Source organism: Paenibacillus sp. FSL R5-0527 (assembly GCF_038008055.1).
In the GTDB taxonomy this organism is placed as follows: Bacteria; Bacillota; Bacilli; order Paenibacillales; family Paenibacillaceae; genus Fontibacillus; species Fontibacillus macerans.
In genome coordinates this window covers 4071165-4086091 of sequence record NZ_JBBOYI010000001.1, presented here as the reverse complement: position 1 = coordinate 4086091, position 14927 = coordinate 4071165, and the positions used below count along the sequence as shown (strand labels likewise).

Here is a 14927-nt window from a genome sequence, read left to right as displayed (position 1 = left end):
GGTGGGAAGATGAGCTATTAGTTTAATCCAACAGCAACAGCATCAAACTAATTGAATTTGCTATATCTAACGGTTATATTCTTGTAAATGACGGCCGCCGCGTACTTTAGCGAAGAAAAATGGGGGGCTTTACTTTTTCCAGGATAGTAAAAAATACTACCATTTTTCGACCATAAACCTTCCCCTCCTCACTACGCTGTGTAGTGCATACTATTTCTTCGCTAAACTTCACAATGGGATATTAAAAAAGAAAGTCTCACTCATAAATTTGAGTGAGGCTTTCTTTTTTATGGAGCCAAGGGGTTATCGAATTTCTAGACGGCATGCATAAAAAATACGGAAAAGATCACCGCTTATATGTTTAGCTGCCATTAAGGTATATAATTCCCTTCAGAAAACTACAACAAACCATATGTCAGTCAAATACTGTTCCATATATATGCAAAATGAGCAACTTTCGCTTCTAATGATATTAATCTATCTAAACAAATTTTGAATAAAAATCTGAAGATCCAAAGGGCCGGTTTAGGTGGTGCAGGGTTGTCTAAATAGTTTCTGGCAAACTGAGGACTAACGCCCGTCGCGTGATTACAGTGTTAGGTGAAGTCAGTTCTACTTGGCTTAACTAATACATCTATTAAAACATTCCAGTCTACTTTATAGACTTCCTCTAAAAATCCAATATATAATTCACCTGATTGAGTTACATAGTACTCATTTAATTGCTGTTCAATAAAATTCATCTCTATTAAAGCGTTGAAAACAGCATCTCGTTCTTCAATAGTGTTTAATATTTTTTCGTAGTTCTGCCATACTATATCTGGAGTAATTGAACTAGAAAGGCTAATTATCTTAAGAATCAACTTAGTTCTACCAACAAGATAACGATCTGCATATTTGAATTGCCATTTTATTCTTTCATATTCAACTACATTTATTTTCTCTTGGAGATTTTTAATGTACGTAGATAATTCCTCTGCTATTTCTTCCTTTTCATTAATTACAGATTGAGCAATTGCTGCAACTTCATCAAAAGATCTTTGCCATTCAGAATCTCTATGCAACATAAATTTATTTACTGTATCAACTGGTATACTATTAATGTCTTGTTCTTGTTGTGTGTCTATTTTTAACTTGTCTGTCTGTATGCCTTTTATCTTATACAAAAAGACTCTCATTGGCTCCTCGAACAAATAAATAATTGATGAGAGAAAAACTATAAGAAGAACTTGCCATGATAAACCTATCTTAGTTACTTCAATCCAAGGTTGAGCTTTTGGAAGCCATGTCTGTACTAAACCAAGTAATAAAAGAACTACTATGTATAATATAGGAATAAGCCAAGTGATGTGTTTTCGCATGTCTTTTTTTTATTCTCCTTTTATATATACCTGATTTCACCTAACGTCTCTCGTATTCACGAACCCGAGAACTTTAAGCTCCAACAGGGTAGCCGCGACGCTGGTAGGTTCGCAGGATCCAAAGATCAACTCCCTCGAAATACCTCGTGAATACCGAACAGCCCAAAGGCTGCGATGCGTGAATATGATGTTAGGTGAAGTGGCCACTTCCATGAGTTGCTAAAAGCACTATAATAATTGAGAATTTGACAGTATGATTTCTTCTGCAATGAATCTTAATAGCGGTATTTCTTTTATTAAGAATTTATCGTGCTTAAATGGGGTGTATTTCAATTTTTCATTGTCTTTACTATGTACAATGGAATTTCTTGTCGCATATATTCTACTTGCAATCTTCTTAACGACCTCTTTTTCCTGGCTATCTTCAAAATCAACTTTCATCCCTCCTGAGAAAACGACTTCATTGTTTTTATAGAAATCCAATAAAGTATTATCATATTCATGTAACTTACTTTTAAGGGCATCGATATCTATAAATTTGCTTAAGGTAAGTTCAAGGGCTTCTTTTTCATTTATTGAAAACTCCTCTTTCCTACTTTGTATTTTTTTGGTTATTAATTTTATTACCTTCTTTATATCATTCTCACGTTTAATTGAGAAACTTGGATTTGATACTTCATTCTGAACCAAACGAACAAGTTCTTCGTTATAAATTTTCTCAAAAAAATGTTCCATTATATGATAATAGGATATAAATTTCAAATACGGACTTTCAGTAGATACAGCCATCTGATAATGATGAACCAAATCAGACATATACTTCCGTCTTGGCGGATCAATTACATCGTTATTTCTCCTGACTCTTTCTAATCTTTCAGTACTAACAAATTCTTCGAGGAGTTTTGTCTCTATTATTGAAATATCGAAGTTATATGCCATGTGAAATAGATAAGAATTGCTAAGTTGTTCAAACTCAAGCAAATTCCGATTATCCTCGGTACTTATTTTTAAGGTATAAATCATTCTGAAAACCATTCTAAGATAATCAAATAGATCTTCACAGCCTGAGGCTCTTTCTTGAAGAACGGGGTTAAACATCATGGACCTTCTTTTGAATTCCTTTATTAATCCATGCTCAAATAGAACATTCAATAAAAATAAAATGTATTTATCAGAAGCCTTACTTATTTCATAAACAATCTTATTTTGTTTATCTTCAATAGACAGATATTTGTCCATCATTCTAGGAGAAAATCGTTGGTTCTCGATACTTACAAGCGTTTCGAAATAAGTGTTGGAAAATAGTAAGGTATTTTCTTTTTGTTTGTGTTGTTCTAATTCATTTAGTAACATTTTTATATGCTCTTCATTAAATTGTAATTCTATGTGTCTATGTCTAAAAATACAGCTACCGTTTTCTTCAATGAACTCACTATTTACAAATAAAAAACTTAATATTTCCTTGAATTGTGTGACTTCCATAGAATATTCCTCCTAATAATTATATTATTTGACCATTTCGCCCAACATCATATTCACAAAGTTCGTGAACTCACAGAATACAAGTGAACATATGAACTTGTTTTCAATAGAAATAGTCCGTTTGAACTATAATTTTATTCTACTATAATATGTAATAAAATGACGAACAAATATATTTTACTCGAAAATAAAAAACTCCCGCTAAAATAAATAGCGAGAGTATTAGATAATTTTTATTTAATCAAATAACTGCAAGCACATAAAATCGCCTGATTTTATAGCAATCTCCTAAATCTCCCATAAATTTCACTTCCTCAAACCCTTCCCCTCCCCACAAAACACCTCTACCATCATCAAAGCCCCCATCCTAAACCCCTGGACAAAAGCGGTGCTTGTGAGCATGGAACTAGTATCACCGTTCAAGTCCAAGATTTCCTCAAGGGCTCTGAAGTCGTTCTCCGAAAATCTTTGTTTGACTTCCAACATCAAATCAGAAATTTCTCCATTGAGCGAACGATATTCGGGATCTGTGGGGACCGTTCGCGATTCAGGGTTAAGGTTTCCTTTGTAAAGTTCCTCCAAAATACTTTTCATTCCACTCTCCTCCTTTAAGAATTGTGAACAGTACCGTTAAAAACCTAAAAAGCAGCCAACACTTTCCGTATAAATCAATTTTATGCGAAAAATGCATAAAACTCAATATGCAGTTTTCGCATAATTTAAACTTTGCTTGGGTGATGAATGATGTACAAGAGAATACGCGATTTGCGTGAAGACCGGGATTTGACACAACAACAATTGGCAGATTATCTGAACATCTCTCAAGCAACTTATTCCCGATACGAAAGCGGGAACTTGGATGTGCCAAGCTCCGTGTTGATTAAGTTATCCGAATTTTACAACGTAAGCATTGACTACATTCTGGGTCAGACGAATATCTCCAAACGACCCAATGGAAAATAGCCCTCGGCGGCAAAAAGTGTAAGGATCGATGATTACAATAGAGGGATGATCCCCATGTCTCTATTAAAAAGAACCACCCTTTGGCTTTCTATCATAAACATCTTGATATGCCTAAGCGACTACTTAGGGAGCAGCCTGGCCAATATCCTATTGATAAGATTCATTCCGTAATCGACTCTATTAAGAATACTTTTCATTCCACTCTCCTCCTTTAAGAATTGTGAACAGTGTCATTAAAAACCTAAAAAACAGCCAACACTTTCCGTATAAATCAATTTTATGCGAAAAATGCATGAAACTCAATATGCAGTTTTCGCATAATTTAAACTTAGCTTGGGTGATGAACGATGTACAAGAGAATACGCGATTTGCGTGAAGACAGGGATATGACGCAACAACAATTGGCAGATTATCTGAACATCTCTCAAGCAACTTATTCCCGATACGAAAGCGGGAACTTGGATGTGCCAAGCTCTGTGTTGATTAAGTTATCCGAATTTTACAACGTAAGTATTGACTACATTCTTGGTCAGACAAATATCTCTAAGCGTCCCAATGGAAAATAGCCCTGGGGGGCAGAAGTGTTAGGATTGATGATTACAATAGAGCGGTAATCCCCATGTCCCTATTAAAACGACCAACCTTTTGGCTCTCTATCATAAGCATCCTAATATGCTTAAGCGACTACTTAGGAAGCGGCCTAGCCAATATCCTATTGATAAGATTCAATCCACTAATCGATTCCATTAAGTTCACCGAGCCTTTCACAAGTTGGATTGTCGGTGCCGGTAATACAAAATGGATGACGAATAGTGCTTTAATCCCCCTTCGTTTTCCGGCTTATTTAATACACTTTGGAAGCTTCTTATTCGTGGGGCTTGTTGTGGATTATCTGATTCACATATTGAGAAGAAAAGCAGTTGCCGAATAAGCGAAGCGCCTTTGATTATACGAAAAAAGACAAGCCCAAAATGTGTACAATGGGCTTGCCTTCGTATTCCCTCTCCTACTTCTCCACCAACGACCCCTGCAAATTCGCCGCATTAAATCCCGAATCTGCTTCGATCGTGGTATCCCCTGCTGCTTTAGCCTTCTCAAGCGCGGCATTGTAGCGGGCGTTCAAATCGCTCAACACTTTGTCCAGGTCCTGGCCGTCGAAGATGAATTTGTTGAAGACGTCGACTTTTTTGGTGCCTTCGACGCGGCCTTCGGTGGCGACCAGTGGGGTGGCGGGGTAGATGCCGTCCAGCGAGGTCGGCAGAAAGTTTTCGATCCCGGCGATGTCCGGGGCTTTGGCTTTGGCCGCCACGGACGGGATGACGGAAACGCCGTATCCGCCTTCCTGGTAAGCGACCTGCACGTCGTCGCTGTACATCCATTCGATAAATTTCCAGGCTTCTTCTTTATGCTCGGAATTTTTGCTCATGGCCAAGTAGCTGCCGGCGATGACTTGGTCGGCTCCGTTTTGCTGGCCGTCGAGCGTTGGCGGCATGGCTGCGGCCCAGCGGATTTCCGTCGGGAACTGCGTCTTGTACACGCTTGGCTCCACCGAATGATTGAAGTACATGCCGATCTTGCCTTGCGCGAACTGGGCGCGCAGCGGGTCGATATCGAGCGACTCGGAGCCGGGCAGCATGCTGCCGTCCGCTTTGATTTGATGCAAGGCCTGCAGCACTTCTTTATACACGGTAAAATCGAACTGTCCGGTTTGGAAGTTGAAGCCCTCGTTGCCCGTGTTCGTGCTCAGCGACATGATCGGATAAGCGATCCGCTCAAAGCCGCTGGCGCTCTTGAAGTTGCCGGCAAACCCGTAAGCGCCGGTATCCTTGCCCGCTTCCGTGATCTTTTTGGCGTCCTCGACCATTTCCGCAATCGTCGTCGGCGGCCCGGCGATCCCCGCTTTTTCAAAAAGATCAACGTTATAGATCAGTCTCCAGAATTGGCCGATATTCGGCAGCGTGTAGATTTTTCCGCCGACCCTATTTTTCTCTTCGATCAGGACGTTTTTGAAGTTCTCCTTCATTTCCGGCGAGATGTACTCATCAAACGATTCCAGGTAGCCGCGCTTCACCCAGGTCGGCACATTCCCCGTGTCCACCCGCAAAATGTCCGGCGCCTGGTTGCTGGCAAAAGCGATTTCCACCGACTGCACGTAGTTATCCGCCATCACCTTCATTTCAATGTCGACATCCGGATTTTGCTCCTCGTATTCTTTGATTTTTTGCTCGATAAAATCGGTATCGTGACGGTCGATCGTCCAATACGTGAGCTTCGTCTTGCTTCCTTCGGCCCCGGCGTTCGCGTCTGGATCCGCCTTCTCGCCCCCCGATGAACAGGCCGCCAAGGCTCCCGCCATCAGCAAGGCCAGTCCGGATACGAACCACTTTTTGCGTCTCATACAAATTTCCCCCTTTAAGATATGTAATCGCATTCATTTCTCAATAAAAATATAAATCAACGTCCGCCCATCTCGTGAAGGAAGAAACAACTATTCAAGGGAGAGAAAACCACTCTTTTAGAGGTTGTTCAAAAAGTCTTCTTCCCAAGACGAAGCAGTTCAAGGAGTGAATCCGGCGTCGAATCTTGAATTCAGCCGGGCCTTCCGTTGCTCACGTAGATCTATCTACGCTCCGCTACTCAGTCCCTAGCTTCATCCAACCTTCTCGGTCCTGGAAACCCGACTTTTTGAACTTGCACTTTTACTCCGCTGCGCACGCCGCATATTTCATCCGAAACTCCGTTGGCGTCATCCCGGTGTGCTTTTTGAACAATTCGGTAAAATACGGACGATCCTCATAGCCCAGCGATCCGGCGATATCCTGCACCTGCATCCCCTCCAGCACCAGTTCCTTCGCTTTCTCCATCCGGCAATGGGTAATATACTGGGCCAAGGTGACGCCCATTTCTTTTTTGAACAAGTTGGAAAAATAGCTCGGGCTCAAGTGCACCGCTTTGGCGCAGTCCGCCACGGACAGATTTTGCTGCAGATGGTTCTGAATGTAGGCGACGCCCCGCTCGACCAGCAGCCGTGATTCGCTCACCTGCCGCTTCCGCAGTTGGGCGCAGCCCTGCCGGCAAAAATCCCGGATCAAGCCGCACAGTGCTTCAAACGTGGCCGCTTTGTTCATCTCCGCCAGCTTGCTCTCCAGCTCCTGAATCTCCTCGGCCGAACCTTTTTCCGCAAACACCCGGTGCATCGAATGCGCTAGCTCCAGGCATAACGTTTGTAAAAGCGCTGGGTTCGGATGCTTGCTGGCCGCAATCCATTCCTCCCAGATGCTGTGGAGCTGCTCCTCCGCCTTGTCCACATTCGCCGAACGCAAGCAAAACAACAGCTCCTTCTCCTTGTCATAGGAATACTGCGGCCAGGCCGCGCCCCGGGCATCCCCTTCCCCGTACAGATACACGCTGTTGCCGCCGGACAAAAAGGTGTTAGCCAGCGCGGCCAGCGCTTGCGCGTACGCAGCGGACAACTGCGCCGTCTCCTGCACTTCGCCGCCCAAGCCGATCGACACGGTGTAATAGGTATGTTTGCCGACATTTTCGCGGCATTTCTCCGCCAGCTGCCCGGCATCCAGGGAGGCCGCCGGATTGGCGACGATGACGAATTGGTTGATATTTTCGCGGAACACAATGCCCCTGGTATAGGAAGAGACAGTCTCCTCCAAAATATTCTGCACAGCAAACCGGATCAGCTCCACCTCGTTCACCGGCAGATCCGCCGTCCGCTGCGAAAACCCGTCCATCTCCGCCACCATCACCCAGAAGCCGCTTGGCTCCATCGTGATCCCGTAAAAATCCCACTGCCGGCTCTGGCTCTGCTGCCGGGTGCCGTAACGGATGAGCAGACGCATAAACTCCTGGCGCAGATAGGGCAGACTTTCCCTTAACTTCCGCTCCATGCCCTGCATGTACTCGGTTTTGCTCCGCTCCCGCTCCAGCGCTTCCTTCGCTTTCAGCACCACATCCAGCACGCTCACGGGGGTAAAGGGCTTGACGATGAAATCGAACGCGCCCAATTTGACCGCTTCCTGGGCATAGGCAAAGTCGGTATACGCGGTAAAAAAGATCACTTTGACCTCCGGCAGCTCCGGCAAAATCGTCCGCATCATCTCCAGCCCGTCCATCAGCGGCATGCGGATATCCGTCAGCACGATGTCGGGGCGGACCCGGCGCAGGCACTCCAGCCCCTCTTGGCCGTTGGCGGCTGTAGCCGCGACCGTTAGGCCGTGCTCCTCCCAGGGAATCCGTGTGGACAGTCCGCGCACGACCGCCGGAATATCGTCAATAATACAGATTTTCATCGGTTCGTTTCGATTCATCGCTTATCCCGCTTTCCAATGGAATGGTAATGACGGCCATCGTTTCCTCGGGGCGGCTGGCAAAGCGCAGCCCGGCCTCCTTGCCGTAGTACAGATTCAATCGGTTGCAAATATTGGATAACGCATACCCTTTGCCGTCCGTAGGGTGCTGCAGTTTCTCGTTCATATGCTCGGCATCAAATCCAACCCCGTTGTCCGTAACCGTGATAATTAAGCTGCCGCCCCTCGCCTCCACCGCGATCCGGATCATCCCGGAGTCCCGCTTGTCCTGCAAACCGTGCAGGATGGAGTTTTCCACGAGCGGCTGAATGATGATTTTTAAAACGGGTAAGTTTAGCAGTTCGGGCGGCGCATGGATGGCGTATTGGAACAATTCCTCGTAACATTGCTGCTGCAGGTTCAAATATTGGCGGGCATGCTCCAGCTCCCGGCCCAAGGTCGTAATTTCCTGCCCCTGGTTGAGCCCCAACTTGAACAACGCGGATAACGAAAGCACCATCTCCTTCACATCCTCGTATTCGTCCATCTCGCACTTCCAGAAAATCGTATTTAACGTGTTATATAAAAAATGCGGATCGATTTGCGCCTGCAGCGCTTTAATTTCCGCCTTCCGCTTCTCTTTCTCCGTCTCCTTCACTTCGCTGATGAGCTGCCCGATGCGGTCAAGCATCTGATTGAACTTCCGTCCGGCTTCGCCGATTTCATCCTGGAACGGACTTACGAAGCGCGCCTGCAAATCCTCCTGCTCCACCCGTTTCATCGTTTTTTGCAATTTGAGCAGCGGGAAGAGCAGCAGCCTCGACAAGAAGCGGGCCAGCAGCAGCGCCATCAGGATGCAGCAGGCCATGATCGCCAGCACCAGCCACTTGATCTGGAGCACGGGGCCGAGCAGATCCGTTTTGGACAAATAGCTGACCAAAATCCAGTCCGTGGCAAACGCGGAGGAAGCGTAACTGACCAGCATCGTGCCTTCCGAACTTTTATATTCGAAGTTCCCGGCCTTATTTTCCCGTAGTTGATTGATGAATTCCGACGAACGTGTCCATTCCGGCCGTTCCTGGTCTCCGAGCACGCTGGCCCCGGCGGTGTTGATCAGCAAAAAATGCGCCGCACCCGGGTTCAGCCCTTCCCGGACCACCCGGCCCAGCATCTTCTCGTCCACGTTGACGATCAGGAACACATCGGGGACATAACTTTCTGTTAGCGGTTGCAAAACCAAAGTGACGACGCGGTGGTTGCCGGTAAACAGCTCGTCCTCATGGCTTTCGATCCACCGGGTATCGGGATGTTCTTTGATCCGCTGGTAAATGGCGGTGGAGGTAAATGGCACACCTGCTTTGCGGATTTTGCCGCTGGAATAGAAGTCGCCGCCGGGCGTGGTGATCAGGATCGAGTCGATCGAGTTTTCCGTCAGCTCGGCTTGCGTAAAAGGGCCTTGAAGCAGCGAAAAATTCGCGAAATACCGGCTGCGGTTGTCAGCCTGGATATCGCGAATTGTTTGTTTGTAAGTTTCGCTTAGGGTCATCGTGGACGAAGCCACGACGATCTGCTTCAGCTTCTGATCCAGCACGTTCACGGACTGATTGAGCACGCTGTGGTTCAGCTCCACCGAATTGCGCTCCATCGCGCGGGCTGCGATCAAGTAGGAACATAAGCCCGTCACCGCGATACAAAGCACCGTCAGCACGGCAAAAGAGATCCATATCCTTTTTTGCAGCGAAGTCCGGTAGATCCAGGATTTCAATGCCGTCACGCTCCCTCGTAATGTCTGCCCGCCATGATAAAAGTTGAACAACTAATGGTACCGGAATGGGGGCCCGCGCCCTGCAGGAATCTAACGGTTGCAGCAGCCGCTATTTTGCGAAAAAAGACCCTTTCTAGATTTTAACGGTTGTGAGCGTTGTTAATTGCCTTAATCTGAGCATAATAGCTGGGTTTTAGCGAAACAAGCGCCATTGCAACCGTTAGAATTTGAAATCGGCGTTGCTCACGCAAATAGCCGCTGTGGCAACCGTTAGAACGGAAACAGGTACATCTTGTTAACTTTAATGCAACACCAACAGTAGCGCCCACTTGCCTTTCTCCGACCCGGTCTCTAGTTCAACATCCATGGCCGCCGGCCCGCCCGGTCAGCCCTTCACCGAACCCGCCGTCATTTGCATAAACGATTTATTGGCGAACACGTACACCATCAGCATCGGCAGGATGGACAGGCAGGCGCCGGCCAGCATCAGCTGCGGCTGCGCGGCGTCGCCCACGCCGTATTTCAGACTGGCCAGCCCCACCGTCAAGGTTTGCAATTCGGGCTGGGTCATCGTAAACACTAAAGGCAAAATATATTCGTTCCACGCCCCGCGGAAACTCCAAAGTCCGGCCACGCCCAACGCCGGGGCCAGCAAAGGCAGAACGATCCGGTAATACGTGCTGTAAAAATTACAACCGTCAATGTAAGCGGCCTCGTCCAATTCCTTCGGAATGGCGCGCACAAACCCGATCAGCATAAAAAAGACCGTGGCATGGGCGCTGATCAGCAAGATGATCACGCCCCAAAGCGATTTTTGCAGGTGCAGCGCCACCATCAGATCGAATTGCGGCCGCAGCACTACCGCGCCGATGGAAATAAACAGTGTGCAGGATTGCAGCAGCACATAAAATTTTTTCCCGATAAAATCGATTCTCGCCACGGCATAGGCAGCCATGGTCCCGATCAGCAGCGTGCCAACCGTCGTAAAAAAGCTGGTAAACACGCTGTTCCAGGTAAACCGGGCGAAATTGGCGACCTCCCAGGCCTGCGCGTAATTGCTGAATTTCCATTCTTTTGGCAGCAAGGTGGAACCCGTGGTCAGTTCCAGATTCGACTTCAAAGATCCGAAGAAAGCAAGCAGAATCGGAAATAAAGTGAATACGGCGACGATCAAGAGAAATACCCATAATAATGTGCTTGATGTTGCCTTGCGCCATGGGATGGCTTTTTTTCTTGGTGCGGCCTTGGACGCCTCTATCATATTCATCGGCCAGACTCCTCTCTGTCAGTAGATTTCGTTCAGTTTTTTCGATAGACGGAAATATAGCAATGTGATCACCCCGACAATGACCGCCGTAGCAAAACCGACCGCACTGCCGTATCCGAACTGCTGGGCGCTGGTTCCCCCGCTCGATACCGGGAAAAACAATTTATACAGGTAGAGGTACATGACATTGGTCTTGCCGTACGGCCCGCCTTCCGTCAGCACCATGATGCTCTCGTACCCTTTCAGCGAAACGGTGATCGCCAGCATAATGATCATTTGCAGCACCGGTCCAAGCATCGGCACGGTAATGCTCCACATTTTGCGGATCGGTCCCGCCCCGTCCAGCGAAGCGGCTTCATACAGGTCTTCGGGGATATTTTGCAGCCCGGCCAGGAACAGCAGCATATAGTTGCCGATCGCTCCCCAGATCGCGATGATAATCGAGGTCAGCAAGGCGTATTTCGGGCCCAGCCAGTCGATGGGGGCCGAAATGATGCCGGAGGCCAGCAGCATCTGATTGATCGTCCCGTTGTAGGAGTTGAATACGACGTAGAATACGATCGCCATCACGGAAGCACTTACAATGGTGGGCAGAAAATATACCGCCCGCAAGAGCTGCCTGCCCGCGAACGCCCGGTTCAAAATCACCGCCAGCACAAAAGACAAAGGAATCGTCACCAGCAGTTTCCCGCCAGCATACACGAGCGTATTGACGACCGACTGCCAAAACTCCTTATCGCGCATCAACCTCGCGAAGTTATCCAGCCCGATAAACAAAGGTTCACCGTACCCCTGATAATCGTAAAACATGTACTTAAGCGCCCAAAAAATCGGGTACACCCCAAACACCAGCGTCAAAATCAAACTCGGCGCGACGAACGTCCAGGCATGGATTTGGCGTTTTGCGTTGTTCACTGTTTTTCCTCCTGTCATCAAGCGTTGCCTTTCTTAATCCTAAGATAAAAGCCCGCAAACGGAAGCGGTTAGGGAGAAACCCACTTTGTTAAGGGGGGAAAATCACTTTTCAGTCGATTTGTCCCCTGCCTTTCGCTTGATTCTCCATCCCGGCAGCGGCCTATATTCAATTAGAATTAAGACGAGAGATGATCATCATTGAATTAGCACTATCCCCATATCATTCAAAGTTCAACTTTCAGGAGGTTGACGAGGACGATGAAGCCTATCAACGGCGAGGGGGCAGCAGCCTCTTACGGCTTGTACGATGCGGATGAACTGAAGGCCGTGCGGAACCGCATCAGGGAGAATTCCGCACTGCAGCAGGAGTATCTGCGGCAAAAAGAGCTGTCAGAGCGTTATGCCGCCCAGGCCATGACCGCTCCGCTTGAGGAGCAAGCCAATTTTCGTACGTATCCGTTTGTGTTTAAAGTGCCTAAGGGAGTTCGGCATGCGCTTATATCCATTCATATCGCCGGAAAAGGGATCGCCCGCATCAGCGACATGAGACTCACACATTCCCAGCGCGGGCTGCCCGTGGAGCTGGGGAACGCGAACTTTGCGCAGGATTTAGCCCAATGGAATGCAGAGGTGGCGGAAGGTAATGAGCTTCGGCTGCTCCCCCTGCCCTTTGGCGCAGCGGCGTTACAGCCTTCCGGGGTCACGACGGCCAGCGGCGTGGACACTGCGGCAAAAGCACAGTGCGTTTGCATCAAGAATGCCGTTACGGATGCGGACACCGTGCTGTATTACGGCACGCCGATTCCCGTGCAGGCCGGCGAGCACTACAGCATTCAAATTACGCTGAGTTTGGAAGCTCCCTTAACGGTTGGCGTTTATACGGAAGTTCGTTTTCAGGGAGACGAAGGTCCGCTGGAGCGGGAAGGTCCTCTGGGGCACGAAGGTCCTCTGGTGCGCGAAACTTCCCTTTGTTCGCCTCCCTTCAACCGGGCCACGCCAAGCCCTTGGGCTTACTTCCTGGAAGCGGCCGGAGCAGACGCCAACCGGTTTATGGTAGAAGGCGATCTCGCCAGCGCCGAGCGCTGCAAGCAAAAATTGCTGTACATGCTGTGCGATATAATCCTTGGCATGGAGATTTTTAAAGCCACGGGTTGGCATGACGATGATATTTATGGAGCGGTCCATATCGGCAGAGGTTTGGCCGTGCTCGCGGTCATCTATCGTCAAATCGCCCCTTCCGGCGTGTTTGGCCCGGACGAGGAAGCGTTGTTGTTGGCGTTTTTCCGCTACATCGCCAATTTGATGATGGATACGGGGTATTACCGCTACGACCTTGCGGAATTCCCGGACGAAAAAGGCGGGATGAGAAGCAACTGGAACGCGGACCGGGCCACAGGCCTGGGAGTGTATGCCCTGTTGTTCCCGCAGGAGCCGAAGGCGTTGGAATATTTGGAGCACGCCTTGTCGGTGGTGGATTGGCAGCTCGAACACGTCGTGGACGATTGCGGGGCCTGGCCGGAAAATATCCGCTACCATGGCGCGGTGCTCCATCGTTATTTTCTATTTTTCGTCCTGCTGAAGCGGATCAAGGGAGCCGATTATTTTAAGCACGAGAAAATCAAAGGCATGTACCGCTTTTTGATCGGAACGGCCGTACCCGCGGATCGGATTCAAGCCGGGCTGGGCAGCCCCGCCGTCATGCTGACGCCCGCAGTGGGTGATGCCAATGTGCAGGAGCACTGGTTCCGGCTGTTGGGATATGCGGCTGCTTCTTTCGTGGAGAATGACCCCAAGTTGGCCCAAGAAATGATTTGGGCTTGGCGGCGCGGTGGTGCGCCCGTCCGGGATACCGGGGCTTTCCCCTACCCGCTTGCGGCCCTGCTGTTTCCACAGCCGGATTTGCCGGAAGAAGCTCCCGAGTTAGGTTCGATTCATTACCCCGGGATGGGCTATGTGATCTTCCGCAATCCGCAGGGCCCGAATCGATATGAACATTATGCGATTTACGAGGCTTCGCCGCTTACGTACCATGCCCATCACGATGAAGGGCATTTCTCGATCTGGAGCAACCAGGTGGCTTTGACGCTCGATTCGGGAACCGGCGGCTACTACAATGGCGACAGGCATTGGTACGTATCCAGCGCCGCCCACAATGTCGTGCAGTTTGCCGGCCCTGCGGGCGAGTGGGAGGAAGTTCCGCTGCGCAGCCAATGTGAGCAGGTCGTATTCTCCGCGGACCTGGATTATGTCCAAAGCAAGATCCCCGATCCGAACATTCGCGAATATCATCGGCATTTCGCTTTTATCAAGGCCGGATTGGAGGTTTACCTTGTCTGGGACCGCATTGACGGCGAGGCGGGACGCGTATGGAACCTGCACACGCTGAGCACCGATGCGGACATCGGGGAACAGCACATCGACGCGTATTGTCTGGGCGGAATGCGCTTAAGCGCCGTCATCGCCGAACCGAAGCGGCCTGTGATCGTAACGGATCAAGGCGCCGTTGCCGGCAACTACCCTCTACCGGTGCAGCAGCATTTTAAGGTGTACGGCCGTGCAAGCGATGATTATTTGGTGCTGCTGCATCCCCATGAAGAAGGGGAACCGAGCGCTCACATCGAAGCTATTGATTTAGGTAACCTGCCCCTGCAAGTGCGCTGCTACAAAATCACCAAACCCGACGGGGCATGGTTTATCGTTGTAGTGAATGGGTCGAATCGAACGCAAACTTTAAATCTAGCAGCCTTGGGATCATTGAGATTACTGGGCGGGCAGAATCAAGCGAATAGCGGAAACGGCGGCGAACTTAGCGGACAATCGCTACAAATCGAAGCCAACCGCCTTTGCGTCCTGCTGCCGCAATCCGCTTGATA

Annotated in this window: 11 protein-coding genes; 3 read left to right on the top strand and 8 right to left on the bottom strand. The window is 48.5% G+C overall.

The features are described 5' to 3' along the window. Positions 1–596: 596 nt before the first annotated feature. The 3 genes from NYE69_RS17920 to NYE69_RS17910 form a co-directional block, all read right to left on the bottom strand. A complete protein-coding gene (locus NYE69_RS17920; RefSeq protein WP_326043989.1) occupies positions 597–1361 on the bottom strand; it encodes a hypothetical protein in 765 nt (254 codons plus the stop codon). 228 nt (positions 1362–1589) lie between these two features. Beyond that, a complete protein-coding gene (locus NYE69_RS17915; protein ID WP_326043990.1) occupies positions 1590–2843 on the bottom strand; it encodes a hypothetical protein in 1254 nt (417 codons plus the stop codon). A gap of 306 nt (positions 2844–3149) precedes the next feature. Beyond that, positions 3150–3437, bottom strand: a complete 288-nt coding sequence (locus NYE69_RS17910) for a DUF6809 family protein (RefSeq protein ID WP_326043991.1) — start codon at positions 3435–3437, stop codon at positions 3150–3152. 150 nt (positions 3438–3587) lie between these two features. Here NYE69_RS17910 and NYE69_RS17905 point away from each other — a divergent pair, with 150 nt between their 5' ends. After that, positions 3588–3806, top strand: a complete 219-nt coding sequence (locus tag NYE69_RS17905; protein ID WP_082207799.1) for a helix-turn-helix domain-containing protein — start codon at positions 3588–3590, stop codon at positions 3804–3806. A gap of 347 nt (positions 3807–4153) precedes the next feature. Then, complete coding sequence (locus NYE69_RS17900) at positions 4154–4372, top strand: helix-turn-helix domain-containing protein (protein WP_326043992.1); 219 nt, start codon at positions 4154–4156, stop codon at positions 4370–4372. Between the two features lie 440 nt (positions 4373–4812). On the opposite strand, the gene NYE69_RS17895 is transcribed toward NYE69_RS17900, so the two are convergent. From NYE69_RS17895 to NYE69_RS17875, 5 genes are all read right to left on the bottom strand, one after another. Continuing rightward, the gene (locus NYE69_RS17895; protein WP_326043993.1) at positions 4813–6204 is read right to left on the bottom strand and encodes an ABC transporter substrate-binding protein; all 1392 of its coding nucleotides are present in this window, start codon (positions 6202–6204) and stop codon (positions 4813–4815) included. Between the two features lie 301 nt (positions 6205–6505). After that, positions 6506–8128 (bottom strand): response regulator transcription factor, encoded by a 1623-nt coding sequence (locus NYE69_RS17890; protein ID WP_326043994.1) that lies wholly within the window; start codon positions 8126–8128, stop codon positions 6506–6508. Continuing rightward, entirely contained in the window at positions 8091–9872 is a 1782-nt protein-coding gene (locus NYE69_RS17885; protein WP_326043995.1) for a sensor histidine kinase, read from the bottom strand. Before NYE69_RS17885 ends, NYE69_RS17890 begins: the two co-directional genes overlap by 38 nt. Before the next feature lie 385 nt (positions 9873–10257). Next, positions 10258–11133 (bottom strand): carbohydrate ABC transporter permease, encoded by an 876-nt coding sequence (locus NYE69_RS17880; protein WP_340930433.1) that lies wholly within the window; start codon positions 11131–11133, stop codon positions 10258–10260. A gap of 24 nt (positions 11134–11157) precedes the next feature. Beyond that, positions 11158–12072 carry a carbohydrate ABC transporter permease gene (locus tag NYE69_RS17875; RefSeq protein WP_340927259.1) on the bottom strand — a complete coding sequence of 305 codons (915 nt, stop codon included), beginning with the start codon at positions 12070–12072 and terminating at the stop codon, positions 11158–11160. A 240-nt stretch (positions 12073–12312) separates the two neighbouring features. On the opposite strand from NYE69_RS17875, the gene NYE69_RS17870 reads away from it, so the two are divergent. Beyond that, complete coding sequence (locus NYE69_RS17870; RefSeq protein ID WP_340927258.1) at positions 12313–14925, top strand: heparinase II/III domain-containing protein; 2613 nt, start codon at positions 12313–12315, stop codon at positions 14923–14925. Positions 14926–14927 lie beyond the last annotated feature (2 nt).